The sequence below is a fragment of the Streptomyces sp. NPDC045701 genome, from assembly GCF_056432045.1.
Genome location: NZ_JBWKJV010000003.1, coordinates 111,097 through 135,814, shown reverse-complemented (window position 1 = coordinate 135,814; position 24,718 = coordinate 111,097). Strand labels below are relative to the sequence as shown.

The 24,718-nt window shown below is 74.0% G+C and carries 21 protein-coding genes and 1 pseudogene; 17 read left to right on the top strand and 5 right to left on the bottom strand.

The genetic code is table 11. From position 1 onward, the window contains the following. Positions 1 to 14 precede the first annotated feature (14 nt). From AC07DW_RS04760 to AC07DW_RS04745, 4 genes are read left to right on the top strand one after another with little or no spacing between them, the layout of a single operon-like run. Positions 15 to 1,601 (top strand): ABC transporter substrate-binding protein, encoded by a 1,587-nt coding sequence (locus tag AC07DW_RS04760; protein WP_478856171.1) that lies wholly within the window; start codon positions 15 to 17, stop codon positions 1,599 to 1,601. After that, positions 1,589 to 2,542, top strand: coding sequence for an ABC transporter permease (locus AC07DW_RS04755; RefSeq protein WP_478856170.1), 954 nt, complete (start codon positions 1,589 to 1,591; stop codon positions 2,540 to 2,542). The genes AC07DW_RS04760 and AC07DW_RS04755 overlap by 13 nt, the downstream gene beginning before the upstream one ends. Beyond that, positions 2,539 to 3,324, top strand: coding sequence for an ABC transporter permease subunit (locus AC07DW_RS04750; RefSeq protein WP_478856169.1), 786 nt, complete (start codon positions 2,539 to 2,541; stop codon positions 3,322 to 3,324). The genes AC07DW_RS04755 and AC07DW_RS04750 overlap by 4 nt, the downstream gene beginning before the upstream one ends. Beyond that, the gene (locus AC07DW_RS04745; RefSeq protein ID WP_478856168.1) at positions 3,321 to 4,934 is read left to right on the top strand and encodes an ABC transporter ATP-binding protein; all 1,614 of its coding nucleotides are present in this window, start codon (positions 3,321 to 3,323) and stop codon (positions 4,932 to 4,934) included. Before AC07DW_RS04750 ends, AC07DW_RS04745 begins: the two co-directional genes overlap by 4 nt. Before the next feature lie 22 nt (positions 4,935 to 4,956). Here AC07DW_RS04745 and AC07DW_RS04740 read toward each other — a convergent pair whose 3' ends face one another. Beyond that, positions 4,957 to 5,127 (bottom strand): hypothetical protein, encoded by a 171-nt coding sequence (locus AC07DW_RS04740; RefSeq protein WP_478856167.1) that lies wholly within the window; start codon positions 5,125 to 5,127, stop codon positions 4,957 to 4,959. A 31-nt stretch (positions 5,128 to 5,158) separates the two neighbouring features. Continuing rightward, positions 5,159 to 5,515 (bottom strand): PRC-barrel domain-containing protein, encoded by a 357-nt coding sequence (locus tag AC07DW_RS04735; RefSeq protein WP_478856166.1) that lies wholly within the window; start codon positions 5,513 to 5,515, stop codon positions 5,159 to 5,161. 215 nt (positions 5,516 to 5,730) lie between these two features. On the opposite strand from AC07DW_RS04735, the gene AC07DW_RS04730 reads away from it, so the two are divergent. The 11 genes from AC07DW_RS04730 (at position 5,731) to AC07DW_RS04680 (ending at position 20,105) form a co-directional block, all read left to right on the top strand. Next, positions 5,731 to 6,024: a hypothetical protein gene (locus AC07DW_RS04730; protein ID WP_478856165.1), complete on the top strand. Its 294-nt coding sequence runs from the start codon at positions 5,731 to 5,733 to the stop codon at positions 6,022 to 6,024. A 98-nt stretch (positions 6,025 to 6,122) separates the two neighbouring features. Continuing rightward, positions 6,123 to 7,478 (top strand): type VII secretion integral membrane protein EccD, encoded by a 1,356-nt coding sequence (gene eccD, locus AC07DW_RS04725; protein WP_478856164.1) that lies wholly within the window; start codon positions 6,123 to 6,125, stop codon positions 7,476 to 7,478. 68 nt (positions 7,479 to 7,546) lie between these two features. Then, positions 7,547 to 9,073, top strand: coding sequence for a MinD/ParA family ATP-binding protein (locus tag AC07DW_RS04720; protein WP_478856163.1), 1,527 nt, complete (start codon positions 7,547 to 7,549; stop codon positions 9,071 to 9,073). A 14-nt stretch (positions 9,074 to 9,087) separates the two neighbouring features. Then, a complete protein-coding gene (gene eccCa, locus AC07DW_RS04715; RefSeq protein ID WP_478856162.1) occupies positions 9,088 to 13,068 on the top strand; it encodes a type VII secretion protein EccCa in 3,981 nt (1,326 codons plus the stop codon). A 133-nt stretch (positions 13,069 to 13,201) separates the two neighbouring features. Next, on the top strand, positions 13,202 to 14,620 hold the full coding sequence (locus tag AC07DW_RS04710) for a DUF6177 family protein (RefSeq protein WP_478856161.1): 1,419 nt from the start codon (positions 13,202 to 13,204) through the stop codon (positions 14,618 to 14,620). A 126-nt stretch (positions 14,621 to 14,746) separates the two neighbouring features. After that, positions 14,747 to 15,079: a hypothetical protein gene (locus AC07DW_RS04705; RefSeq protein WP_064067185.1), complete on the top strand. Its 333-nt coding sequence runs from the start codon at positions 14,747 to 14,749 to the stop codon at positions 15,077 to 15,079. A gap of 30 nt (positions 15,080 to 15,109) precedes the next feature. Beyond that, complete coding sequence (locus AC07DW_RS04700; RefSeq protein ID WP_189549878.1) at positions 15,110 to 15,424, top strand: pore-forming ESAT-6 family protein; 315 nt, start codon at positions 15,110 to 15,112, stop codon at positions 15,422 to 15,424. Positions 15,425 to 15,447: 23 nt separating this feature from the next. Beyond that, entirely contained in the window at positions 15,448 to 15,873 is a 426-nt protein-coding gene (locus AC07DW_RS04695) for a DUF6507 family protein (RefSeq protein ID WP_478856160.1), read from the top strand. Then, positions 15,870 to 18,932, top strand: a complete 3,063-nt coding sequence (locus AC07DW_RS04690) for a hypothetical protein (protein WP_478856159.1) — start codon at positions 15,870 to 15,872, stop codon at positions 18,930 to 18,932. The genes AC07DW_RS04695 and AC07DW_RS04690 overlap by 4 nt, the downstream gene beginning before the upstream one ends. Beyond that, positions 18,929 to 19,792: an immunity 49 family protein gene (locus tag AC07DW_RS04685; protein WP_478856158.1), complete on the top strand. Its 864-nt coding sequence runs from the start codon at positions 18,929 to 18,931 to the stop codon at positions 19,790 to 19,792. The genes AC07DW_RS04690 and AC07DW_RS04685 overlap by 4 nt, the downstream gene beginning before the upstream one ends. A gap of 55 nt (positions 19,793 to 19,847) precedes the next feature. Continuing rightward, entirely contained in the window at positions 19,848 to 20,105 is a 258-nt protein-coding gene (locus AC07DW_RS04680; RefSeq protein WP_478856157.1) for an immunity 49 family protein, read from the top strand. A gap of 28 nt (positions 20,106 to 20,133) precedes the next feature. On the opposite strand, the gene AC07DW_RS04675 is transcribed toward AC07DW_RS04680, so the two are convergent. Together AC07DW_RS04675 and AC07DW_RS04670 are read right to left on the bottom strand one after the other, a co-directional pair. Beyond that, positions 20,134 to 20,598: a hypothetical protein gene (locus AC07DW_RS04675; protein ID WP_478856156.1), complete on the bottom strand. Its 465-nt coding sequence runs from the start codon at positions 20,596 to 20,598 to the stop codon at positions 20,134 to 20,136. A gap of 70 nt (positions 20,599 to 20,668) precedes the next feature. Beyond that, positions 20,669 to 21,118 (bottom strand): lamin tail domain-containing protein, encoded by a 450-nt coding sequence (locus tag AC07DW_RS04670; protein ID WP_478856155.1) that lies wholly within the window; start codon positions 21,116 to 21,118, stop codon positions 20,669 to 20,671. Between the two features lie 172 nt (positions 21,119 to 21,290). Between AC07DW_RS04670 and AC07DW_RS04665 the strand changes: the two genes are divergently transcribed. Then, the gene (locus AC07DW_RS04665; protein WP_478856154.1) at positions 21,291 to 22,547 is read left to right on the top strand and encodes a cytochrome P450 family protein; all 1,257 of its coding nucleotides are present in this window, start codon (positions 21,291 to 21,293) and stop codon (positions 22,545 to 22,547) included. Positions 22,548 to 22,665: 118 nt separating this feature from the next. Here the strand turns inward: AC07DW_RS04665 and AC07DW_RS04660 are convergent, their stop codons facing one another. After that, a complete protein-coding gene (locus AC07DW_RS04660; RefSeq protein WP_478856153.1) occupies positions 22,666 to 23,439 on the bottom strand; it encodes a DUF2470 domain-containing protein in 774 nt (257 codons plus the stop codon). A gap of 381 nt (positions 23,440 to 23,820) precedes the next feature. Here AC07DW_RS04660 and AC07DW_RS04655 point away from each other — a divergent pair. Then, a pseudogene (locus tag AC07DW_RS04655) lies at positions 23,821 to 24,717 on the top strand (DMT family transporter); the annotation flags it as partial. Between the last annotated feature and the right edge of the window lies 1 nt (position 24,718).

Genomic DNA, 24,718 nt, shown 5'->3' with positions numbered 1-24,718 from the left:
AGGAAGACACCGCCATGAACGACATCCCCGCCACCGAACCCCGCTTCCCCGGGCTGCGCCGCCGGGGCTTCCTCACCGCCACCGCCGTCGCCGGCCTGGGGGCGATCGCCCTCACCGGCTGCGCCGGGGCCGGGCCCGACGCCACCGGCGCGGGCGACGGCAAGCCCCGGCGTGGCGGGCGGCTGCGCGCCGCGTTCGCCGGGGGCGGCGCGAGCGAGACCCTCGACCCGCACCTGAGCAACCTGTTCGCCGACGTCGCCCGCGCCAAGGCCCTGTTCGACAAGCTCGCCGACTACGGGCCCGACCTGTCCGCCCGCCCCCGCCTGGCCGCGTCCTGGGAGCCCAACGGGGGCCTGGACCGCTGGAAGGTCACCCTGCGCGAGGCGACGTTCCACCACGGCAAGCCGGTCACCGCCGCCGACGTCCTCCACAGCTACCGCCGCATCGCCGACCCGGACAAGGCGTTCCGCGCGAAGGCGTCCCTGGAGCCGATCGACCTGAGGGCGAGCCGTGCCGTGGACGCCCGGACCGTCGAGTTCGTCCTCAAGCGGCCCACGGCCGAATTCCCCAACGTCCTCGCCGCGTTCGGCGCCTACATCGTCCCCCAGGACGTCACGGACTTCGACCGGAAGCCCGTCGGCAGCGGCCCGTTCCGCTTCGTGTCCTTCGCGCCCGGCCGCTCCGCCGTCTTCCGGCGCAACGACGCGTACTGGGACGGCGCCCCGTACCTCGACGAGCTGGAGTTCGTCGTCGCCAACGAGGAGTCGGCCCGCGTCAACGCCCTCCTCGGCGGTCAGGTCGAGTACGCCCACGAGCTGAACCCGACCACCGCCCGTGCCCACGAGGGGCAGGGGCGCATCCGCATCGTCCGGCTCCGCAACAGCGCCATGCAGTCGTTCGCCATGAAGACCGACCGGCCGCCGTTCGACGACCGGCGGGTCCGCGAGGCGTTCTTCCTGCTCGCCGACCGCCGGGAACTCGTCGAGGGCGCCCTGTCCGGCGCCGGCGAGATCGGCAACGACCTGTTCGGCAAGGGCTACGAGTACTACGCCGCGAGCCTCCCGCAGCGCGAACAAGACCTCGACCGGGCCAAGGCACTGCTCAAGCAGGCCGGCGCCGAGGGGCTGAAGGTCACCCTCGACACCTCGCCCGTCGCCGCCGGGTTCACCGAGGCCGCCGCGATCTTCCGCGACCAGGCGGCGAAGGCCGGGGTGACCGTCACCGTCAGGACCGGCAGCAAGGACAGCTACTGGAAGGACATTCTCGACTCCGGCACCCTGTGCTGCTACCGCTCCGGAGCCATGCCGATCGAGGCCCACATCTCCCAGCGGCTGCTGACCGGTTCCACCACCAACGCCACCAAGTGGCGGCACAAGGACTTCGACGCGCTCTACCAGCAGGCCCAGTCCACCGAGGACAAGGCGGCCCGCACCGCGGTCTACGAGCGGATGCAGCGCCGTCTGCACGCCGAGGGCGGCTTCCTGGTGTGGGGGTTCGCCGACTGGATCCTCGGCACCGCGGGCAACGTCCGGGGCGTCGCGTCCGAGGCGCCCGCCAACTCCCTCGACTGGGCGCGCTTCGACAAGGTGTGGCTGGCGTGACGTCCTGGCTGGTCCGGCGGCTGCTGCTCGGCGCCGGCCAGACGGCGGCCGTCGTCCTGCTCGTCTTCGCCCTCACCGAGGCGCTGCCGGGCGACGCCGCCGTGGCGCTGGCCGGTGACCAGCCCGACCCGGAGCGGATCGCCGCCATCCGCGAGGCGATGGAGCTGGACCGGCCCGCCCACGAGCGGCTCGCCGACTGGGCGGCGGGGCTGGTAGGCGGCGACTTCGGCACCTCGCTGGCGTCGGGGCGGCCGGTCGCCACGTACATCGCGGACGGCTTCGGACCGACCCTGCTGCTCGCCGCCCTGACGGTCGCGCTGCTGGTGCCCGTGGGGGTGGGCCTCGGGGTGCTGGCCGCGCGGCACGAGGGACGGTGGGCGGACCGGCTGGTCAGCTCGGTGACGCTGGGGGTGTACGCGGTACCGGAGTTCGCGTTCGGGGTGCTGCTGATCACCGTGTTCGCGCTGCGGCTCGGCTGGCTGCCGCCGACCGCCGTCGGCCACGGCACCGACCTGCTCGCCCACCCCGCCACCCTGGTGCTCCCGGTGGCCGTCCTGCTGGCGCGGCCGGTGTGCTCCCTGGCGCGGCTGGTACGGGCGGGCATGATCGACGCGCTGGCGTCGCCGTACGCCGTCCAGGCCCGCCGGTACGGCATCGGCGGCGCCCGCGTGCGGTACGGGCACGCGCTGCCGAACGCGATCACGCCCGCCGCGCAGCAACTGGCCCGCACCGTCGACTGGCTGCTGTGCGGGGTGATCGTCGTGGAGGCGCTGTACGTGATCCCCGGCCTCGGCACCGTCCTGATGAACGCCGTCGCCGAACGGGACGTGCCGGTGGTGCAGGGCCTCGCCGTGGTGTTCGGGGTGGCCACCGTCGTCCTCAACCTGGGCGCCGACCTCGTCGCGCGCCGGTTCGCGCCCCGGGCGGGGGTGGCGGCGTGAGGCGGCGCTTCGTCCTGGGCGGGCTGATCGTCTGCGTACCGCTCCTCCTCGCCCTGCTCGGCCCGCTGTTCGCGGGCGAACCGGGCCCGCGCGCCACCTCGTTCACCACGGGCGGGGGCCACTGGCTCGGCACCGACTTCACCGGGCGGGGCGTGTGGCGGCAGGTGCTCCTCGGCGGCCGGCCGGTGGTACTGGTCGCGCTCGCCGCGACGGCCCTGGCCTACGCCGCCGCCCTGCCGCTCGGGCTGATCTCCGCGCTCACCCACCGCGCCTGGCTGGAGGAGCTGCTGATGCGGCCCCTCGACGTACTGCTCGCGGTGCCGTCGCTGCTGATGATCCTGCTGGTCGCCGCCGTGTTCTCGCCCGGCCCCTTCGGCCTCGCCCTGCTCGTCGCGCTGGTCAACATCCCGGACGCGGCACGCATCGTGCGGGCCGCGGCGGCGGAGGCGGCGTCCCGCCCCGCCGTGGAGGCGCTGCGCATGCAGGGCGAGACGTGGTGGCGGATGGCGGTCGGGTACGTCGGCAGGTCGTCCGCCCGCACGCTGGTCGCCGACGCGGGCGTACGGCTGACGGGCGTGCTGTACCTGGTGGCGACGGCCGCGTTCCTCGGTGTGGGCGTGGCGCCGGACGCCGCCGACTGGGCGGTGATGGTCGACCGCAACCGCACCGGGCTGTTCGTCCAGCCCTGGGCCGTGGTGGTGCCCGCGCTGCTGATCGTCGCCCTGACCATGGGGAGCAACCTGCTCTTCGACGCGGTACTGGAGAAGAGGAGACGGACGTGAACCCCGTCGCTGAGATCAGGAACCTGCGCGTCGCCGTCGGCGGCCGGGCGATCGTCGACGGTGTGGACCTGCGCGTGTCACCGGGAAGGGTCACCGCCCTCATCGGCGCGTCCGGCAGCGGCAAGACCACCACGGGCCTCGCCCTCCTCGGCGAGTACCCGGCCGGAGCGCACGTCACCGGAGAGGTCCGCGCGCCGCGGGGCCTGGTCGGCTACGTGCCCCAGCAGCCGGGCGCCGTCCTCAACCCGGCCCGCCGGGTGGACGCCCTGCTGACCGACATCGCCCGCGCCCAGGTGCGCTCCCTGCCGCGCCGGGAGCGCCGGACCGCCGCCCGGAACCGCGTGCTGGACGCCCTCGCCCGCGCGCGGCTCCCGGAGGGCGAGGACCTGCTGCGGCGCTACCCGCACCAGCTGTCGGGCGGCCAGCAGCAGCGTGCCGTCCTCGCCCAGGCGCTGCTGCTCGGCGCCGAGGTCGTCGTCGCCGACGAGCCGACGACCGGCCTGGACCCGCTGACCAAGCGGCACGTCGTCGCCCGGCTCGCGGCGGTCGCCCGGCAGGGCATCGCCCTGGTGCTGCTCAGCCACGACCTGGACGTCGTGCGGGACCTCGCCGACGAGGTGCTCGTCATGCGGGACGGCCGGGTGGTGGAGTCCGGCCCCGCCGACCGGCTGTGGCGCGCGCCCCGCCACCCCTGGACCCGCGAACTCCTCGCCGCGTGCTGGGAGCCGGCACCGGAGGAGCCGGTACGCACGGGCCCCGCGCCCGGTGGTGCCGCGCTCGCGGGACCGGCGTCCTTCGAGCCCGCGTCCGGTGGGGCCGCCGGTGCCGTCCTGCGGGTGCCCGCGGGCCTCACCGCCCGGCACGGCCGCGCGACCGTGCTGCGCACCGCCGAGGACCTCGCCCTGCGCGCCGGCGAGTGCCTGGCGCTGGTGGGCCGGTCCGGCAGCGGCAAGACGACCCTGGGCCGCTGCCTGGCCGGGCTGCACCGGGACCACGAAGGCGACGTCCTCCTCGACGGCGCCCCGCTGCCCCACAGCCTGCGCGCCCGTACCCGCGAGCAGCTGGCGGCGGTGCAGTACGTGTTCCAGGACGCCCGCGCCGCCTTCGACGAACACCGCCCCGTTCTCGGCCAGGTGGCCCGCACGGCGGTCCGGCTGCGCGGCGCGGCCCCCGGCGGGGCGACGGCCGAGGCCCTGCGCACCCTCACCGCCCTGGGGCTCGACGGCGACCTGGTGCACCGCCGCCCCGGCCGGCTCTCCGGCGGCGAGCTGCAGCGCGCCGCCCTCGCCCGCGCGCTGCTGGCCCGGCCCCGGGTGCTGGTCTGCGACGAGATCACCTCGGGCCTCGACACGGTCACCCGGCGCGGCATCCTCGACACGCTGGCCGCCCTCCTCCGGGAGCGCGGCGACCTGTCCCTGGTGCTCATCACCCACGACCCGGACACCGCCGCCCTGGCCGGCCGGATCGCCGTCCTGGACGGCGGGGAGCTGGTCGAGCAGGGCCCGGCGCGGCAGGTCCTGGCCGCACCCCGCCACCCGTTCACGGCCTCCCTGGCGCCCCGCCCCGCACCGGCTCAAGGGCCGGACCGGGCCGCTCGGCCGACCGGGTGAGGAGCGGCCTCACGGACGCCCCTTAGCGCACCGGGCGGCCTCGGGACCGCCGCGACCAGCGGAACCCGAGGAACAGCACGTCGAGGACGAGCACGACGATGCCGATGATCAGCAGGAACATCAGGCCCTCGGCGACGACGCCGATGAGCCCGAGGACGACGGCGACGATGATCAGGAACAGGAACAACGCCATGGACGGGCACCTCCTCGGGTGGCGGACCGGATCAGCGGCGCGCGAGCTTCCGCTCGCCGCCGGCGCCGGGCTCGTACGGCATGCCGTAGTGCTGGAAGATCTCCGCCTCGCCCTCCGCGGGCAGGACGTCGTCCGTGCCGATCGACGGGGCTTTGCGGACCTCGCCCTTGGAGTGCGACACCCTGAGGTAGTCCGGCCCCACGACCGCCTCGTCGAGCGGGACGAACACCAGCCGCTGCCGGGTGGGCAGCCCCGTCCGTACGGTGGCGACGGCCGGTTCGTCGGTGGCCGTGTCCACGTAGATGGCCTCCAGCACGCCGATCTTGTGCCCCTTGGGGTCGACGACGTCGTGGTCGCGCCACTCGCGGATGTCTGCTGACTGGATCATGCGTTCGCCCTCTGAGCCGGTCCGTACGGTCGTCCTCGCACTCCAGCGTCCGCCCGCACGCCGACCGGCGCCACCGCACGGGCCGCCCGCTCCGCCGTCGGGCGCCGCCCGCCGGCACGGTCCCGGGACAGCGGCCCGGGGCACCGCCCTGGGGTGTACTGGCCGCTCGCCCATGCCTTATGTTGCGGAGGCAAAGCAAGGGGGACGGACGACGCATGGCACGGGATTACGACAGCCAGCTCCTGGAGTCGGTGGCCGTACGCCGGCGCAGGATGCGCGACGCGCTGCTGTTCGGCGCCCAGCGGTCGCGGCGTACGGCGGACGAGCGGCTCGGCAAGGTCTTCGCGGGCATCGCCATCGCGGCCGTCCTGTGCGCGGGGTGCGTCGGGTGGTCCTTCCTCCAGCACACCCTGGCCAAGCAGAAGGCCGAGCAGCGCAAGCAGGAGCAGCGGTACGAACAACCGGCGAAGCCGGGGAAGTCCGCGGACACCGGCAGGACTTCGCAGTGACACCCGTGAAGGGAAGGGGGAAACGTCGGCGGTGCACACCTCGATGCAGGTCGAAATGGCCCGAAAGTTCCCGACGTCGCGATGATAGGTTCCCGTAAGTGGTGAGCACAGCAACGACTTCCCGGGCGCAACTGAGCAGGGTGACCCTGGTCGGCGAGCGGCGCCGGGCCGACATCGTCCTGCCCTCGGACACACCGATCGGGCAACTGCTCCCGGACATCCTCCAGTTGCTCGACGACCGTGCCGCGTCCCGGCCGATGACCCGGCAACTGATCACGTCCGACGGCTCCGCGCTGCCGCACGACAGCACCCTGGCGTCCGCCGGGGTCGCCGACGGCGCCGTCCTCCGGCTCGTCAGGGCCCACTCCGCGCCGCCCGCGCCCGTGGTGCACGACGTCACCGACCAGGTGGCCGACGACCTCGACCTCCAGGCCTGGCGCTGGCGCCCCGCCGCCCGGCGGGCGGGCGCGGGCGTGGCGACGGTCGTCTTCGCGGTGGTCGCCGCGCTGCTGGCCCGCCGGGAGTTCGCGCTCGACGCCCTGGCCGGCGCCCTCGCCGCCGTGACGGCCGTCCTGCTCGCGGCGGGGGCGCTCGTCGCCCGGATCGGCCGGGGCAACCGGGGCCTGGCGACGGCGCTCCTGATCGCCTCCGGGGCGCTCGGGGCCCTCGCCGCGTGGACCGCCGCCGACGCGCACGACTGGTCCGGCGCCGCGCGGCTCGCCGCCGTCGCCGGCGCGCTCACCGTCACGCTGGCGATGCTGGGCCAGTTCTCGCCGCTCGGCCGCGGCGGGCTCATCGGCGCCGGGGCCACCGCCGGACTCGCCCTCGTCTGGGAGGCCGTCGCGGCCGTCCAGGGGGACCCGGCGCGGCTCGGCGCCGTCATGGCCGTCTTCTCCGTGGTGCTGCTCGGCCTGCTGCCCCGGCTCGCCCTGATGGCGTCGGGGCTCACCGCGCTCGACGACCGGCGCTCGGGCGGTGCCTCCGTCAGCCGCCACCAGGTGGACAACGCCCTGGCCGCCACGCACCGGGGCCTGGTACTCGCGACGATCGTCACCGCGCTGTCGGCGGCCGCCGGCGGGTGGCTGCTCACGCTGGCGGACCGGCCGAGCGTCTGGACGGTCGTACTGCCGTCGGTCGTGGCCGTGGTGCTGCTGTCCAGGGCGCGGGCCTTCCCCCTGGTCGCGGAGGTCGTGGCGCTCTTCGCCGCGGCCGCGGTGCTGGTCGTACGGCTCGTGGTGCTGTGGATGGACCACGCCGGGGGCGCCGGGCCGCTCGTGGTGCTGTGCGCGGCGGCGGTGCTGCCGCTGGTGGTCCTGGCGGTCCAGCCGCCGGAGCACGTCCGGGTGCGGCTGCGGCGCACGGCCGATCTGGTCGAATCCATCGGCATGGTGGGGCTCTTCCCGCTCGCGGTCGGTGTGTTCGGCGTGTACGGGCAACTGCTCGACAAGTTCTGAGGTCCGGGTTCCGAGGTCCGGGGCCCGGGTTCCGGGTGCCGCGGCGGGGCGGGAGAAGAAGGGCAGACATGCCGAACGGAGACAACTGGCAGGGCGACGTCCTGCGCGATCTGCGCGCCGGAGCCCCGCAGGCCACGCCGCAGGAGGGTACGCGGGCCCCGGACGCCGACACCCCGGCCCCCCGGCCGGACACCACCCCCGTGCCGGACGCGCCCGCGGCCGGCCCGGCGCCCGCCGGCGCGCCCGTCACCGGAGCGGCCGGTACGGCCGGGACGCCGGGTGCCGGCGCGCCCGTACCCGGTGCGGCCGGTACGCCCGGGAGCGCGGTCCCCCCGCCCCCGGCGCCCCACGCCTCCACGCAGCCGGCCCCCGCCCAGCCGTCCCCGCCGGCCCCGGCGCCGCTCCTGGCCCGACCGCCGCACGCCGGCGGGCAGCAGGCGCCGGCGGCGCCGCCCGCCCCCGAACCGCCCGCCCGGGCGGCCGGGCACGTACCCCGGCAGCAGGCCCCGCAGACGTACGACGCCCCGTACGCCGCCGCCGATCCGCACGCCCAGGCGGCGCTGGCCCGGGCGGCCGAGGCGGCCCGCGCGCGGCAGGCCGCCGCACCGACCGCCCCGGCACCGACCGCACCCGCCGCACCCGCGGGCCCGAGCCCGTACCCGCGGGGGCCCGCCACCCCCGACTCGCGCCCCGTCGTCGACAAGGACCTCGCCGCCGCCGGGCGCAAGCCCCGCCGGGGCGAGCCGTTCGCCGCACGGGCCGTCCGCGCCGTACGCCGTACCGTCTCCTCGTCCGCCGCCCGCGAGGTCGCCGAGACCACCCGTACCGCCGAGACGCTCCAGCAGCCGGTGACGACCGGACGGCAGATCGCCGTCACCTCCATCCGCGGCGGCGCCGGCAAGTCGACCGTCGCCGCGCTGCTCGGACTCACCTACGCGCACTACCGGCAGGACCCCGTCCTGCTGGTCGAGGCGGACCCCGCCCTCGGGTCCCTGCCGCTGCGGCTCGGCGCCGAGACGCTGCGGTGGACCACCGGCGACGTCGCGGGCATCGTCGAACCGCAGATGTCACTGCTGGACGTCACCGGCTACCTGGTCCAGCTCCCCGGCAACGCCTGGCTGCTGCCCGGCAGTCAGGGCCGCATCGGCGCCATGCTGGACACCCGGGCGTACGAGCGGGTCATGGTCGCCCTGCGCCGCTACTTCGGCGTGACCGTCGTCGACTGCGAGACCCTGCCCGCCGAGGTCGCCCGCGTCGCGCTGTCCGCCGCCCAGGCCCGCGTCCTGACCACCCCCGCCACCCTGGAGGGCATCGCCAGCACCCACGCGGTGCTCCAGTGGATGCAGGGCCTGCCCCGCCACATCATCGCCGGCACCGTCGTCGTCCTCTCCGAACTCGTGCCGCACACCGGGCTGGACCTCGACGAGGCCGCCCGGAGGCTCGCCGCCACCGGCGCGGGCGTCCAGGTCCTGCCCTACGACCGGCACCTGGCGGCCGGCGGCCCGATCCGCACCGAGCTGCTCGCCCACCCCACCCGGCAGGCCGCCACCCGGCTGGCCGCCGACGTCCTCCGGCTGTCCCAGAAGCGCCACTGAGGGGGAGCGGACCGATGAGCACCCGACTGATACACCGCCCCGCCAGGACCACCCGGCCGCCCGCCGCATCCGAGGCGCGCACCATCGAGGCCCCGCCCAACCTCCCGGAGGGCAAGGGCGGCAACATCGCGATGTCGCTGCTGCCGGTGGCCGGCGTCATGTCGTCCGTCGTGATGATGACGGTCGTCCGCAACAGCCAGTTCGCCGCGCTCGGCGCGCTGATCCTCGTCGTCACCGTCATCGGCTCGCTCGTGCTGGTCTTCTCGCAGCGCGGCAAGGCCCAGCGCACCCGCCGCACCCAGCGCGAGGCGTACCTCGCGTACCTGGAGGACCTGCGGGAGGAGCTGTCCGCCGAGGAACGCCGGCGGCGCGAGCGGGCCGACGTGCTCAACCCGCCGCCGCACGCCCTGTACGACATCGTCCGCGACCCCGCCCGCCTCTGGGAGCGCCGCCGGCTCGACGCCGACTTCCTGCGCGTCCGCGTCGGCACCGGCGAGATGCCCGTACGGGACCTGCGGATCGCCGACCAGGGCGGCTCCTCCGTCCTCACCCCGCCCGACCGGTTCATGCTCAACGAAGCGTCGGCGCTGATGGACCGCTTCCGCACCGGCACCGAACTCCCGCTGACCGTGCCGCTCGACCGCGTCGGCAACATCAGCGTCGTCGGCCCCCGCGAGGACTGCCTGCGCGTCGCGCGCGCCCTGCTCGTCCAGACCGCCGCCCTGCACGCCCCCGACGACGTGGGCGTGGCGCTCGCGGTGCCCGGCGACCGGCTCGGCGACTGGGAGTGGGCCAAGTGGATGCCGCACCTGCTGGACACCGACCAGTTCGACGGACCCGTCGCCGCCCGCCGCATCGCCCCCTCCGCGCCGCAGCTCGCCCGGCAGCTCGGCCCCGAACTGCGCCGCCGCGCCTCCTACGCCGCCGAGGTGCGCCGCGGCCTGTCCGGCAAGGACGCGCTGTCGATGTCGTCCCGGCTGCTGGTCGTGACCGACGGGCACGGCGAGGACGCCGTCGACCTGCCGCGCCCCGACGACGCGGTGGGCCTGCGCGAGATGGGCGTCACCGTCCTGCACCTGCTGGAGCGGCGCGTCCAGGAACCCGGCCACGTCGGCGTGCGCATCACCGTCGACGGCGACCAGGTGGCGATCGAGGACCTCCGTCAGGAGGAGCCGGTCGGCGCGCACGGCACGGTGGACGAGGTGTCCGTACCGTTCGCCGAGGGCGTGGCGCGGATGCTGGCGCCGCTGCGGCTGTCGGCCGAGTCGCTCGCCGACGCGCCGCTGTCCGGGCCGGTCGACTTCGCCGACCTGCTGGGCATCGACGACGTGGCACGGCTGGACCTGGCCACGCTGTGGGCGCCGCGCGGGGAGCGCGCCTTCCTGCGCGTACCGATCGGCATCAGCGACGCCCACGAGCCGGTGCTGCTCGACCTGAAGGAGTCCTCCGAGCTGGGCATGGGCCCGCACGGGCTGTGCGTCGGCGCCACCGGCTCCGGCAAGTCGGAGCTGCTGCGCACCCTGGTGCTGGCGCTGGTGGCCACCCACCCACCGGAGGACCTCGCCCTGGTCCTCGTCGACTACAAGGGCGGCGCCACCTTCGCGCCGTTCGCCGACCTGCCGCACGTCGCCGGTGTCATCACCAACCTGGAGAACCAGGCCGGGCTCGTCGAACGCGTCCACGCCTCCCTCGCCGGTGAGGTCAAGCGCCGCCAGCAGGTCCTCAAGGACGCCGGCAACGTCGCCGACATCGGCGACTACGCGGCACTGCGCGCCGGGAAGCGCCCCGACCTCGACCCGCTGCCGCACCTGTTCATCGTCATCGACGAGTTCGGTGAACTCCTCACCGCGAAACCGGACTTCATCGACCTGTTCCTGTCCATCGGCCGGATCGGCCGCTCCATCGGCGTGCACCTGCTGCTGTCCAGCCAGCGCATCGAGGGCGGCCGGCTGAAGGGCCTCGACACCTACCTGTCGTACCGGCTGGGCCTGCGGACCTTCTCCGCCGACGAGTCGCGCACGGTGCTCGACACCACCGACGCCTTCCACCTGCCGCCGCTGCCCGGTTTCGGCTACCTGAAGGTCGACACCAGCCACTACGAGCGGTTCAAGGCGAGTTACGTCTCCGGCGCCTACCGCGGGCCGGTGCGCCGGGCGGCCGACGAGGACACCGGTCCGCTGGCCCTTGAGTACGAGGCGTACAACACCCTGGGGCAGGCGGAGGAGTCCGGCCCGCAGGAGGCCGCGGTACGGCGCCGGGAGACCGGGCCGACCGAGCTGGGCGTGGTGGTCGAGCAGTTGGAGAACGCCCCCACCGACCCGGTCCGGCGCATCTGGCTGCCGCCGCTGCCGGGTGCGGTCGCCCTCGACCAGGTCGCCGGCCCCCTCCAGGCCGGCCCGCGCGGTATGCAGCTCTCCGCGCGGCGCGGTCCGCTCCAGGTGCCGTTGGGGCTGCTCGACGACCCGACCAGGCAGTGGCAGGGCCAGTGGTACCTGGACCTCACGGTGGCGGGCGGCCACGCCGCCGTCATCGGCGGCCCGCAGTCCGGCAAGACCACCCTGCTCCGCACGCTCGTCCTGTCGCTCGCCCTGACGCACACCCCGCAGGAGGTCGGCGTCTACGGCCTCGACCTCGTCGGCGGCGGCCTCCAGGCCCTGACCGGGCTGCCGCACGTCGGCGGCGTCGCGAGCCGCGCCGACCGCGAGCGGGCAGCCCGCACCGTCGAAGAGGTACGCACCATGCTCGCCGCCCGCGAGGACCTCTTCCGCGAGCACAACATCGACTCCGTGGAGCAGCTGCGCACCCTGCACGCGGCCGGCCGGCTGCCGCAGCTCGCCTCCGCCGAGATCGTCCTCGTCATCGACGGCTTCGGCGCGCTGCGCGACGACTTCGACGAACTCGACGACGCCGTGGTCGACATCCTCAAGCGGGGCGGCGGGTACGGCATCCACGTCGTCGCCGGCATGCTCCGCTGGAACGACGTCCGCATCGCGACCCAGTCGTACTTCGGCACCCGCGTCGAACTGCGTCTCAACGACGCCACGGAGACCAGCATCGACCGCAAGCTCGCCGAGACCCTGTCGCCCGACGAGCCGGGGCGCGTCCTCACGGACGGCAAGCTGTTCGCGCAGGCGGCGCTGCCCCGTACGGACGGGCAGTCCGACAACACGGACCTCGGCACCGTGCTGGAGCGCACCGCCCGGCAGGTGCGCGCCGCCTGGAGCGGTGAGGTCGCCCAGCCGGTGCGGGTGCTGCCGCACGTCCTGGAGCCGCACCTGCTGCCCGGCCCGGTGGCCGAGCCGAAGCGGGTGCCGATCGGCCTGGACCAGACGGCGCTGGCGCCGGTGCTGCTGGACCTGTTCGAGCACGACCAGCACCTGCTGGTGATGGGCGACAGCGAGTGCGGCAAGACGAACCTGCTGAGGACCATCGCGGGCGGGCTGGTCGAGCGGTACGGCGAGGACGAGCTGGTCCTCGCCGTGATGGACCCGCGGCGCGGCCTGCGGGGCGTCGTGCCCGAGGAGTTCCTGGGCGGGTACGCGTACAACGCCAAGCTGTGCGGGGGCCTGGCCGCCGGTATCGCCACCGAGCTGGAGAAGCGGCTGCCCGACGAGAGCGCCCGCCTGGAGGACCTGGAGCCGGGCAGCTGGGGCAGCGGCCCGCGGATCGTGGTCCTCGTCGACGACTACGACGTGCTGACGACGGCCGGGCAGGCGCCGCTCGCCCCGTTCCTGCCGTACATCCCCTCCGCCGTCGACATCGGCCTGCACTTCGTGCTGACGCGCCGGGTCGCGGGCGCCTCGCGCGGCATGTACGAGCCGCTGGTGCAGGGCCTGCGCGAGTCGGGGGCGTCGGCGATCGTCATGGCGGGCGACCGCAGCGAGGGGCAGTTGTTCCCGGGCGTGTACGCCTCGCAGCAGCCGCCGGGCCGGGGCGTGCTGATCCGGCGGGGCCAGCCGAACCGGCTGGTGCAGACGGTGTACACGCCCGAGTAGCCCGGCGCACCAACCCCCCGACCCCCCGGCCGCTCGCCGGCCCGGCCGCCCGGCGCACCGGCCGTCACCGCGGCGGCACGACCTCACCGCTCCCCGAACAGACCTCCCGAAGAGACGAAGGACCGGACGACCCATGACCAAGGACGTCATAGCCCTCACCGAGCGGATGCCGGACCCGTGGACCGTGCTCGCGGGCCTGCTGTCGGGCGGCCCCGACAAGCTGGTGCACACGACCGGCGAGGACGCCGTCGTACAGCTCTGCGACGAGGAGGGCCGCCCGCTCGTCTCCGTCGAGGCGCCGCTGCTGGTGCAGGTCCGCGGCGAGGCGGAGCGGCTCCTCGGCGCCACGCCGCCGCCGGTGCCGTTCTGGTGGACGGAGGCCCGTGCCACCACCGGGGTGGCGGAGGCCGAGCGGCTGGCGGGCACCTTCGCGGCCCGGCTGGTGTCGCTGACGGGCGGCTCGGCGTGGCCCCCGGAGGCGGCGCGGTCGCTGGCCGTGGTGGCGTCGGACGGGGTGGGCGTCGCGCCGCCGGCCACCGCTCGGCCCGCGGTGGACGTCCTGACCGACAAGGTGGCCGTCGTCATCCAGGACCGCCCCGTGGTCGCCATGACGGCCTGGCTGGCGGACGCGTTCCGGGCGGCGGCCGAGGGCGGGCTGGGGCTCCAGGTGGTCAGCCCGGCGGGTACCACGCTCTCGCCGGCGGTACGGTCCGCGCTGTCCGCCTGGCCCTCGCGCTGGGTGGTCCAGGACCAGCGGGACGGCTACTACGACGGGCTGACGGGCGCGGTGCTGGCGTGGCGGGACGGGATGTTCTTCCCGGTCGCGGAGGCGGACTCCACGGACGACGACCCGCGCGCCCGGGTGGCCGCCTCCTACCAGGAGGGCGTCACGGACAGCGGGGAGCGGCAGCTCGCGGTCACCTTCCGCACGGTCCACCCGGCGGACGACCGGCTGGTGCTGGGCGGCGCTCTGGAGTCGGTGTGGCGGGAGCTGACCGGTGAGGCACCGGCCGGGTGGGGCACGGCGGAGCCCGCCAACCTGCCGTGGTCGCTGCGGCGGCTGACGGACGTGGCCTTCGAGCGGGCGCCCGAGCCGACGTGGGTGGTGGTGGTCGGCAGCCCGGAGCGGCCCGGCCTCGCCACGGTGCGGGTGAGCCGTACGAAGGCGGGGGTGGAGGAGGAGGTGACGCTGGCGTTCGGCTACGGGCCGGACGAGGAGCCTCCGCTGGACGCGGTGCCGAGGGCCGCCGAGGTGCTCGCCACCCGCCACAACCTGCGGTCGATGCTCGTACAACTCCGCAAAGCGCGCCGAGACCTGGCGGTACCGCCGCGCTTCGAGGGACCGGGCGTACCGCTGGCCTTCGTACTCGGCGCGGAGGAGGTGCGCGCGATGCCCGGTGACCGTGCCCGGAACACGCCCCTGGCCGCCGCGCCGGTCCAACTGGGCCCGAAAACCCGGCCGGCGCTGTACTACCCGCTGCCCGGCGACCCGTCGGACCTGTCGGGGTGGCAGGACTTCGAGCGGCTGGTGCGGCACCTCAAGGGCGAGTGATGTCATGCGTTCGTCACAAGCCGGTACGAGCCGGTGATTGCCGATTGCAGCGGCGACGCGTGAGTTGATAGGCATGTAGTCGTACATTCGATCCATACGGTCGTCCATCGCAGCGGGGGTAGCCCGATGAAGTTCGATATGGGGGCACAGGTCCTGTCGACCCTGATGTCCCAGTCGCAGGGGTCGAGCAACGACCTGGGCCTGTTGATCCGTCAGCTGGTGCAGGCCGCGGCGCCGTTGGAGGGCAAGTTCAACGGCGCGGGCAAGGTGGCGTTCGACTCCTTCAAGTCGCGCTCGGACGAGATCACGGCGGCGCTGAACGGTTCGCTGGCGGCCATCCTGGGCGGTCAGTCCGGCATGGAGTCGGCGTTCGGCTCCGGTGACCAGGAGCAGGGTGACAACGCGCGGACGCAGATGTCGTCGGCGAACTTCGACGCGGCGCGTTTCTCGGGCCGCTAGACCGATCCGTACACGGGGAGTTGATTGCTGATGGCTGCTGCGGGTAGCGACCGTCGTTCGTACGACACGGGTGCCTCGTCCGAGGCCCAGATGAACATCCAGGCGGTGATCGCGCGTCTGGAGCAGGTGATCTCCGCGCGTGACGCGCAGGTGAAGGCGGCGATGACCGACTTCGCGGCCGACGGCGTGGCGGACGAGTACCACGGCAAGGAACTGCGCTGGAACGCCGCCTCGCAGGAGGTCCGCAACATCATCCAGCTGCTCAAGACGACGCTGGAGAAGAACGACGCGACCGCGCAGGCGACGCTGCAGCGCGCGAAGGCCGCGGTCGACAACATCGGCTGACGCGGGTACGGGGGAGCGTTTTCATGACGGCGTGGGACATCCAGCCCCAGGGGGTGCAGGGTCAGCTCAAGGTCGTCGGCACACACGCCGGTGAACTGGAGAAGGCCCTCAACGCCCTGGTCACCGACATGCAGCAGGCCGCGCAGGCGGCGGGTACGGCGGTGCCCGGTTCGGCCACGAACATTCCGTTGCAGGGGCCGACGGCCTCGGGCGCGCCGCTGACGCAGAAGGCGACGGGCCCGGTGGGCGCGGCGCTGGCCGAGTACATGACCGGCCGGCAGAAGACGCACTTCGAACCCATGGCGAAGCGCATCCAGGCGGCGGTCATCGGCGCGGCCACGGCGACCAACGAGTACGTCGAGGGCGACCTGACCCAGGCCAAGGAGGCCCAGGACGCGGCCCGACAGGTGCGACTGGACCTGCTGAAGGAGCTCGGGGGGAAGAAGTGAGCGAGAACCAGCCGGTCGACCCGGCCGAGGTCCCGGTCTTCACCGGCAACCTCGAGCTGCTCGACGAGAAGGTCAAGGCGCTGTCCGGCGCCGGCGGCAAGATCGCCACCGCCGCCGGTGACGTGCACAGCTCCTTCGGCGGCCTGAGCGCCTTCTACAAGGCCCCCGAGGCCGAGCAGCTGTTCGCCACCACCCAGCCGGTGAAGGACAAGGCGCTCGACATCAGCGGCGACATGTGCACCATCGCCGGCGCGCTCGGGACCTACGCCAGTGACATCCGCCCCCTGAAGCAGAAGCTGGACGACCTGCGCCGCGACGCCGTCAACTTCCGGCAGAAGATCGCCGACGACGACAAGTGGCGCGAGGACGGCGACCTGGTCGAGGAGAACAACGACCGCCGCAACGAGATCGCCGAGGTCTGGACGCAGTTCCAGGCCGCCGAGCGTGCCGCCCACGCGAAGATCGTCGCCCTGGTCGGCGGCAAGGCGCTGAAGGTCAACGACGGTTCCAACGGCGAGGGCATGTACGGCTACGACGCCGAGGCCCTCAAGCAGGCCAAGAGCCTGCCCTGGGGCGACGCGGTCGAGGAGTCGACGCCGTGGTGGCAGGTGTGGGAGCACGCCTACGACTTCGGCAAGGGCGTCATCGTCGACGGCGTCTGGGGCACCATCAAGGGCCTCGGCACCCTGGTCGGCTTCCAGGGCTGGGACGCTGCCGGACAGGCGTGGAAGGGCCTGGGCCTGCTGGCCACGGGCCTGGTCATCACCGCCACCCCGCTGGCCGGGGCGTACTGGATGGCCGACGACAAGGACCTGCCCGGCTGGATCAGGGACTCCCGTACGGCCATGAAGGAGACCGGCAAGGCGCTGGTCGCCTGGGACCAGTGGGGCTCCAACCCGGCCCGTGCGGCGGGCGCGGTCACCTTCAACGTCCTGACCACCGTGTTCACCGGCGGCGCGGGCGGCGCGGTGTCCGGCGCGGGCAAGGCCGGTGCGGCGGCGCGGGCCATCTCCTTCGCGGGGAAGGCCGGCCGGGCCATCGACCCGACGACGTACCTCTTCAAGGGCGCGGGCGCGGGCATCACGAAGATCGGCGACGTGATGGCCGGCCTCAAGGGCATGGGCAACCTCAACGTGCCGCCCATCCCCGAGGGGACGGTCATCCTCCCCGAGGGCTCACTGATGCGCCCCGACGGCACAATCCACCTCCCCGACGGCACCCCCCTGCCGCCGGGCGCGATCGAGGTCCCCTCCGACACGGTCCGTCTCCCCGAGGGCAGCGCGGTCCCGCCGGGCGCGGTCGACCTCGGCGACGGCCTGGTCAGGCTCCCGGACGACGTCCCGGCCCCGGCGGGCTCGACGCCGCTCCAGGAGGGCACGGTCGCCCTCCCCAAGGACACCCCGGCGGTGCCCGCGGACGCGACGCCGCTGCCCGTCAAGGACGGCGACCCCCCGCAGTACCTGGACCGCGACGGCAACATCCTCGACGAGAGCGGCAAGGTCGTCGGCGACGTCAAGAACTCGCCCCCGGACGTGGTCGACCGGGGTACGAACCCCGACGCCAACCCCGCCTCGGGCGCGGACAACCCCCGGGTGGACACCCCGGCCAAGGTCCCGGCCATGGCGGGCGCGGCCGTCCACGCGGGCGACAACACCGCCGTCAGCCTCGGCAACAGCCTGGACACCAACCTGGGCGACGTGGGCCGCGTCGGCGACGACGCCCCGGTCAGCGTCCCGGACACCCCGGCGGGCCTCGCCGACAACACCCCGGGCGGTCTCGCCGACAACCTGCCCACGGGCCAGGCCGGCAACAACCTCCCCGGCGGCGGCGCGGGCGACAACGTGCCCACCAACAACCTGGACAACACCCCGGGCACGGGCGGCACCCGTGACGTCCCCGGTGGCGGCCACGCGGACACCCCCACCACCGGCGGCTCCCGCGACGTCCCGCCCGGCGCCTCCACGGCCGACAACGGCATCCCGGGCGCCTCGGGCGCCGACAACGCCACCCCGGGCTCCGGCCTCCCGGACACCCCGGGCACGGGCGCGGTGGACGACGCGGCGGCGGGCGCGGACGACGCGGCCCGCACGGGCGACGGCGGGGGCGCTCCCGCGGGTGACGGCACGAACCCGCTCCGGCAGCCGGTGCCGCGGCCGGAATTCATGGTCGACGGCCCGAACCCGTACGGTCCCCGAGGCTCTCTCACGCGTGAACAGATCGAGGAGATCCAGGTTTATCGCGCGAACGAGGAACCGGGGTACCGCGAGCAGTATTACCGGAAGGACGGCACGCGAAAGAGCCTGGAGTCCTACGACGAGAGCGGATTCACGCCGCCTCAGCTCACCAGGCTGGACGACGGTCCGTGGATTCGCGCCAAGGACGTTCCCGAGCCGCCCAAGCCGCACTTCCTGGACAGCAAGTACGTCAGCGTGGGCGCGGACACCGTGACGGACGGCGCCAGGCTGCGCGTCCTCGAACAGGCGGCACGCGAGCGGTACTTCGCCGTGCAGTGGGACAACATGATCTCCGACTGGAGGGCGGAGGCGGGCAGGGCGCACGGGGCCGAGGGGACTCCCGAGTCGGCCGGCCTGTGGGAGGAGGCGACGCGGACGTACAAGGTGTCGCACGACTACATGGGCGAAGCGACCGAGCGCTTCGGTGAAACCGCGGCGGAACACCATTACGTCGCCGAGCGCCACCCGGGCGCCGTGAAGCAGGTCCTCCTCGGGCCGAAGAACGGCAACGACCAGTTCGACCAGGTGTGGAAGCGCCCGGACGGCAAGATCGTGGTGATCGAGGCCAAGAGCAGTCCCGGCACGGAACTCGGATCTCGCACCCTCCCCGGCGGTGCACGGGTGTCCCAGGGAAGTCGGGAGTATTTCCTCGACATCATCCGCTTCATGGAAAAGCGCGGTGAGACCCAGTTGGCAGCCGATCTGAAGAACGCGCTGCGCGACAACAAGTTGGAATACGTAGTCGTCAAGGGCGAGAAGAACCAGGGTACGTACACTGGTTACCAGTACCGGCGATTCGACCTCAGCAAGGGAACCCTTCCGTGACCCAGAACGTTGCTCGCCACGGCATCCCGTCCGGCCCCGACGCCGAGGCGCTGGCGCAGCGTCTCGCCGACCACCTCGCCGGGGAGATCGACGGCCTGGAGTCCTCCACGGAGCTGATCGAGTCCACGTTCAGCACCTCGCTCCTCGTCCTCAACGCCCGTTGCGCCGTCGACCCGCGGGCGGCGCAGGCGGAGACCTGGGACGCCGCGGTCAACGCGATGCAGCTCGGATCGGCCGTGTTCGCGGTGACGGGTACGCGTGAGGGCACGGTCGAGTGCCGCATCAACCGCAAGCTCCGGACGCTGCCGGCCGCCGGGCCCTCCTCGATGGCCGACGCCGGGGCGTGGCTGACCGCGTTCTGGCTGGCGGTCGTCTGCCGCGAGCAGGAGCGGATGACGCGGCTGTGCGAGATCCCGCTGGACCGGTTGCGGTCACCGGACGGCCGTTACGACGAGTACATCTACCACTGGATCGACACGCTCCAGACGTACTGGCTGCGCCGGCCGGGGCTGGTGGAGAAGCTCACCGCCACGCTCCAGGCGTCGGACCCGGCGGTCGCGCGGAACGTCCCCCGGGACATGCTGCAGGGGCTGCTCTATCCGCCGATCAACCTCTTTTACCACTTCGTCCGCCGCGACGAGGAGGGCTTCAGCCCGGCCCTGGTGGAGGCGCTCAAGCTGCACAAGGCGTACTGGACGCTCACCGAGGACCGGTCGACCGACATCGACGGAGCCATCGCCCTCGGCCCCCTGGCGATCGCCTGCCTGGCGTACGACGGGAAGCTGCCGATCGACGTGGAGTCGGAGTACCTGCCCAAGCACCTCCTGACGCACGGCTGGCTGGGCGAGTACCCGACCTGAGCCGGATGCCGGCACCGAGGCGCGCGGCCGGTGATTGCCTCTCGTGATGCGGGCCATGGACGACGTGGTGGCCGGGCCGGGTGGCCCGGCCCTCGGCGCGTTCAACCAGGCGCTCGTCGAAGCCCTGGAGATGCACAAGCTGTACTGGACGGCGTCCGAGAAGCGGGAACGCGGCGTCGCCGGCCACCTGGCGCTGGGCCCGCTCGCCATCGCCCGCCTCGCCCGCGACGCCGGTGTCCCGATCGAGGTCGAGTCGGACTACCTGCCGAGTGAGCTGCTCAACCGCGCCTGGCTGGCCGAGTTCCCGACCTGATGCCGGCACGCGCGCACCGCGTGAGCGGTCAGGGCCACACCGCCCGCCCGTCCCGGACCACCAGCGGGGCGGGGCGGTCGTCCTCGTGGAAGCGGGTCCGGCCGACGTGGACGGAGCCGTCCGCCCGGGTGTGACGCTCGGCGGTCGTGGTCGCCGGCAGGACGAGGAGTGCGCCCACCTCGTCGAACCGGTCCGGGTGGATCTCCTGCCGCGAAGCGAGCGCCCAGCCGCCGGAGGGGCGGCGGGTCAGCGTGGAGGTGAGGGTGCCGCCCACCTTCCGGGCCTCGCCGTGGTGCCCGAGGATCGGCGTCGTGACGTCCTCCGCGACGAGGTCGCCGTCGTCGGTCTCGTACACGAATGGCGAGGCGGTCACGACGATCGGGGTCTCCGGAAGCGGGCCGAGGCCCAAGTGCCGACGGGCCTTGGCGAGTTCCGGTTCCGTCAGGTCGTCCCGCAGGTCCAGTGCGAGGGTGAGCTCGTAGACGTCGGCCATCGCGGCACCGTACCCGCCGCCCGGCGGCACGCGGCGCCCGGGGTCGACCCCGGGCGCCCGGAAGTGGCAGTCAGCAGTACTTCGACGAGCCGGTTGAACCCCACGCGCACGAGTCGACGAGCGTGCCCGACGCCTTGCGCAGGTACGCGGTGTCGCCGTCGTTGTTCCACACGTACGCGGCCCGGCCCCAGTAGCGGTGCCCGGCGGTGTTGCTGCCCCGGCCGGTGTGGACCGTCACGTACCCCTTGGCGCCGATGGTGCCGCTGAAGGTGTAGGTCCAGCCGGCCCGGTCCTTCAGCTTCCAGTTGGTGAGGGAGACGGCGGAGGTGCTGGAGTTGTAGAGCTGCACCCACTCGGCGTTCAGCGAGGTGTTGGAACGGGTGTCCGTGCCGGGCGAGTTGTAGTACACGCGGTAGATGCTGACGCCGCCCGCGGCCTGGGCGGCCGGAGCGGCGGTCAGCAGGCTTCCGGCGACGGCGGTGGCGACGACGGCTGCCGACGCGGCGAAGCGAACCTTCAAGAGTCCTCCCCAAGGTGAACCGTGTATTCCACGGCGGGGAAAGCACACCATATGGTGATGTCGTTACTGGCCGGTTTCGCTCATTCTCAGTGAACCGATGCGGTCTCGTTCCGGAACCGCCCCGCGCGTAGCGTGAAGTCCCCTTGCCGCGACGCGAGTTCAGGAGGCGCTGATGCCCGACGACCACGAACCCCTGGTGATCGACCCGACCGGCCGCGACATCCACGGAGAGGCCGCCCGCTTACGGGAGAGAGGCCCCCTCACCCGTGTCGAACTCCCCGGCGGCGTGCCGGCGTGGGCGGTCACCGGCCCCGAGCTGCTGAAGCGGCTGCTCACCGACCCCCGCGTCTCCAAGGACCCGCGGCAGCACTGGCCGGCCTGGATCGACGGGCGGATCTCCCCGGAGTGGCCCCTGTTCACCTGGGTCGCGGTGCAGAACATGTTCACCGCGTACGGAGCCGAGCACAAGCGCCTGCGCACTCTGGTCGCCAAGGCGTTCACCGCGCGCCGCACCGCCGCCCTGCGTCCGCGCGTCGAGGCGATCACCGCGGACCTGCTGGACCGGATCGCCGGGGCCGGGCGGCACGGCGACGTCGTCGACCTGCGGGAGATGTACGCGTATCCGCTCCCGATCCAGGTGATCAGCGAGCTGTTCGGCCTCCCCGAGGGGAAGCGGGACGAGCTGCGGTCCATCGTCGACAGCCTCTTCCACACCGCCGCCGGCCCCGACGAGGTCACCACCACCCACACCCGGCTGCACGCCGTCCTGGGCGACCTCGTCGCTGAGAAGCGGCGGTCCCCCGGCGACGACATGACCAGCGGCCTCATCGCCGCACGCGACGGCGAGGGCGGCTCCCGGCTCAGCGAGGAGGAGCTGATCGGCACCCTCGTGCTCATGATCGGCGCCGGTCACGAGACGACGGTCAACCTCATCGACAACGCCATCCACGCCCTGCTCACCCACCCCGAGCAACTGGCGCACCTCAGGGCGGGGCGCGCCTCCTGGGACGACGTGATCGAGGAGACCCTGCGGTCGGACGCCCCGGTCGCCAGCCTGCCGCTGCGGTACGCCGTCGAGGACATCGCGCTCGACGACGTGGTCATCCGCAAGGGCGACGCGATCCTGGCCGCGTACGCCGCGGCCGGCCGCGATCCCGGGCGGTACGGGAAGGACGCCGACCGCTTCGACGTCACGCGGGCCGACAAGGAACACCTGGCGTTCGGCCACGGCGTCCACTACTGCCTGGGCGCCCCGCTGGGCCGGATGGAGGCGCGGATCGCGTTGCCGGCGGTGTTCGAGCGGTTCCCCGGCCTGGCGTTGGCCGTGCCGCCCGAGCGACTGCGGCCGGTGGAGTCGTTCATCTCCCATGGTCACCGTTCGCTGCCCGTACACCTGGACGGGAGCCGAGGCGGGGGCGGGGGCGTGTAGAGGGCGGCGGCCGGCGCGGCCGCGCGGATGATCGCCGCGACCTGGTCCCGCCGGCCGGCGCCGGGCCCGGGGACGGGACCCGGACCGGCCCCGGGTGGCGGCGGCGCCTGAGGCCGCGTCACGGCCGGGTGCGCAGGCGGCGGCGCGGACAGGCGTGCGCGGCGGCCAGCAGCGTCTGGAGGCGGTCGCCGAACTCGGCGGCGTCCCGCAGCGGGGCGGCGAACGGGAGCCGTACGTCGTCGTGGGCGCGGGCGCGTTCGAGCCGCAGGGTGATCCCGTACCGGTCGAGGGCCACGGGCACCACGCGCCGCACGCCGTGCAGATGGCGCGGCTCCACCAGCCTGGCCAGCCGGGCCACCGCCTCGGGGTGGTCGTCGGTCAGGTGGATCAGCAGCGCCGCCTCGTGGCCCGCCAGCGGATCCGCGCCGGCGAGGACCAGCTCGTCCAGCCCGACGCCCTCCGCGCCGGCCCCCGTGTCGAGGGTGGCCCGCACGGCGTCCAGGCGCAGGGCGACGTGTTCCACCGCCCCGCCGCTCCCGACGCCGGCGCCCTTCGCCCCGCCGTCCGCCGCTGCCATGCCCGCCCGGGTCAGCCACCCGGAGAGCGTGACCCGGGCCCGTACCCGGTCCCGTACGGCGGCCGGCGCCACGTCGGTGAACTCCAGCACGGCGGCGAGGTCGCCCCGGGGCGCGCAGGCCACGGCGGCGGCCAGGTGGCAGTCGTCCGGCAGCCGCAGCGTCAGCCGGCCACGGTCGTCGAGGGTGTGCGCGCCGACGAGGTCGCAGCGGTACCCGTGCGTCGTCACCGTCAGGGACCGTGCGGCGGACAGTACGGAGCGGACCCGCTCCGCGCCGGATGGTTCGGCCGGGCGGGTATCGGTGCGACTGCTCATCCCTCACTCCTTAGGTTAGGCTTGCCTAACTTATCGGAGGGTGGACCGCTCTCGCCACCGCCTTGGGAATTTCGGCCACTTCTCGCCACGCCGCACCCACGCGCTCCCCCGCCGCCCCGCGTCCCGCCGCCCCGCGTCCCGCCGCCCCGCGTCCCGCCGCCCCGCGTCCCACCGCCCCCCGCGCCACGCCGGTCGGCCATTACGCTGTGCGGGCCCGCCGCCGGTGCCGGGTACGAACGCCGCCCCGCACCCGGCGATCCGGCGACCCGGTGGCCGAGGGAACCCGTGCGGTCGGCGCACGCCCGTTCCCCGCCCGGTGGCCACCCGCACCACGTCCCGGGCGCCGCCCCACGCCTGTCGGCCTTTCGTCCGAGGAGCCCCATGACCGTCACCGCGGCACGCCGTGCCTGGCTGACCGATCTGCCCGTCCTGCTCGTCGCGGTGGTCTGGGGGTCCAGCTACCTCGCCGCGAAGGGCGTCACCACGGACCGGACGGTGCTGGCCGTCCTGGTGCTGCGGTTCGCCGTCGTCCTGCCCGTACTGGTCGCGACCGGGTGGCGCAGGCTGCGCGCGATGAGCGGCGCGCAGATCCGCGGAGCGGGGGTCCTCGGCCTGATCCTGGCGGCCGTCTTCGTCCTGGAGACGTACGGGGTCGTGCACACCTCGGCGACCAACGCCGGGCTCATCATCAGCCTCACCATGATCTTCACCCCTCTCGCGGAGAGCCGGATCCGCGGTACGCGCCTGTCGTCCTCGTTCGTCGCGGCGGCCGGGCTCTCGGTCCTCGGGGTGGTGCTGCTGACGCAGGGCGCGGGCTTCAGTGAGCCGTCCCTGGGCGACCTGCTGATGCTGGGCGCGGCCGTCGCCCGTACGGTGCACGTGCTCGCGATGTCGCGGATGCGATCGGTGGAGGGCGCCGACGCCATGTCGTTGACGACCGTTCAGCTGGGTTCTTCGGTGCTGGTCTTCGCCCTGCTGTGCGCCGCCCCGGGGACGGGCGCCACGCCGTGGGCCGCCGCGGCCGACTTCGGGGGCGGCGACTGGGCGTGGCTGCTCTACCTGTCGGTGTTCTGCACGTTGTTCGCGTTCTTCGTCCAGATGTGGGCGGTACGCCGCACCTCGCCGTCCCGGGTCAGCCTGCTGCTCGGTACCGAACCGGTGTGGGCGGCCGTCACCGGCATCGCCCTGGCCGGTGACCGGCCCGGCCTGCCGGGGCTGCTGGGCGTGCTGCTGATCCTGGCGGGCACGGCGTGGGGCCGCACGGCGGCCAGCGGCGCGG

Bases quoted from the DNA above. Each gene is read 5' to 3' on its own strand.
- AC07DW_RS04760 (WP_478856171.1), top strand. From the start codon at position 15: ATGAACGACATCCCCGCCACCGAACCCCGCTTCCCCGGGCTGCGCCGC.
- AC07DW_RS04740 (WP_478856167.1), bottom strand. From the start codon at position 5,127: ATGGCGTTGTTCCTGTTCCTGATCATCGTCGCCGTCGTCCTCGGGCTC.
- AC07DW_RS04735 (WP_478856166.1), bottom strand. From the start codon at position 5,515: ATGATCCAGTCAGCAGACATCCGCGAGTGGCGCGACCACGACGTCGTC.
- AC07DW_RS04730 (WP_478856165.1), top strand. From the start codon at position 5,731: ATGGCACGGGATTACGACAGCCAGCTCCTGGAGTCGGTGGCCGTACGC.
- AC07DW_RS04720 (WP_478856163.1), top strand. From the start codon at position 7,547: ATGCCGAACGGAGACAACTGGCAGGGCGACGTCCTGCGCGATCTGCGC.
- eccCa (WP_478856162.1), top strand. From the start codon at position 9,088: ATGAGCACCCGACTGATACACCGCCCCGCCAGGACCACCCGGCCGCCC.
- AC07DW_RS04710 (WP_478856161.1), top strand. From the start codon at position 13,202: ATGACCAAGGACGTCATAGCCCTCACCGAGCGGATGCCGGACCCGTGG.
- AC07DW_RS04705 (WP_064067185.1), top strand. From the start codon at position 14,747: ATGAAGTTCGATATGGGGGCACAGGTCCTGTCGACCCTGATGTCCCAG.
- AC07DW_RS04700 (WP_189549878.1), top strand. From the start codon at position 15,110: ATGGCTGCTGCGGGTAGCGACCGTCGTTCGTACGACACGGGTGCCTCG.
- AC07DW_RS04695 (WP_478856160.1), top strand. From the start codon at position 15,448: ATGACGGCGTGGGACATCCAGCCCCAGGGGGTGCAGGGTCAGCTCAAG.
- AC07DW_RS04680 (WP_478856157.1), top strand. From the start codon at position 19,848: ATGGACGACGTGGTGGCCGGGCCGGGTGGCCCGGCCCTCGGCGCGTTC.
- AC07DW_RS04675 (WP_478856156.1), bottom strand. From the start codon at position 20,598: ATGGCCGACGTCTACGAGCTCACCCTCGCACTGGACCTGCGGGACGAC.
- AC07DW_RS04665 (WP_478856154.1), top strand. From the start codon at position 21,291: ATGCCCGACGACCACGAACCCCTGGTGATCGACCCGACCGGCCGCGAC.
- AC07DW_RS04660 (WP_478856153.1), bottom strand. From the start codon at position 23,439: ATGAGCAGTCGCACCGATACCCGCCCGGCCGAACCATCCGGCGCGGAG.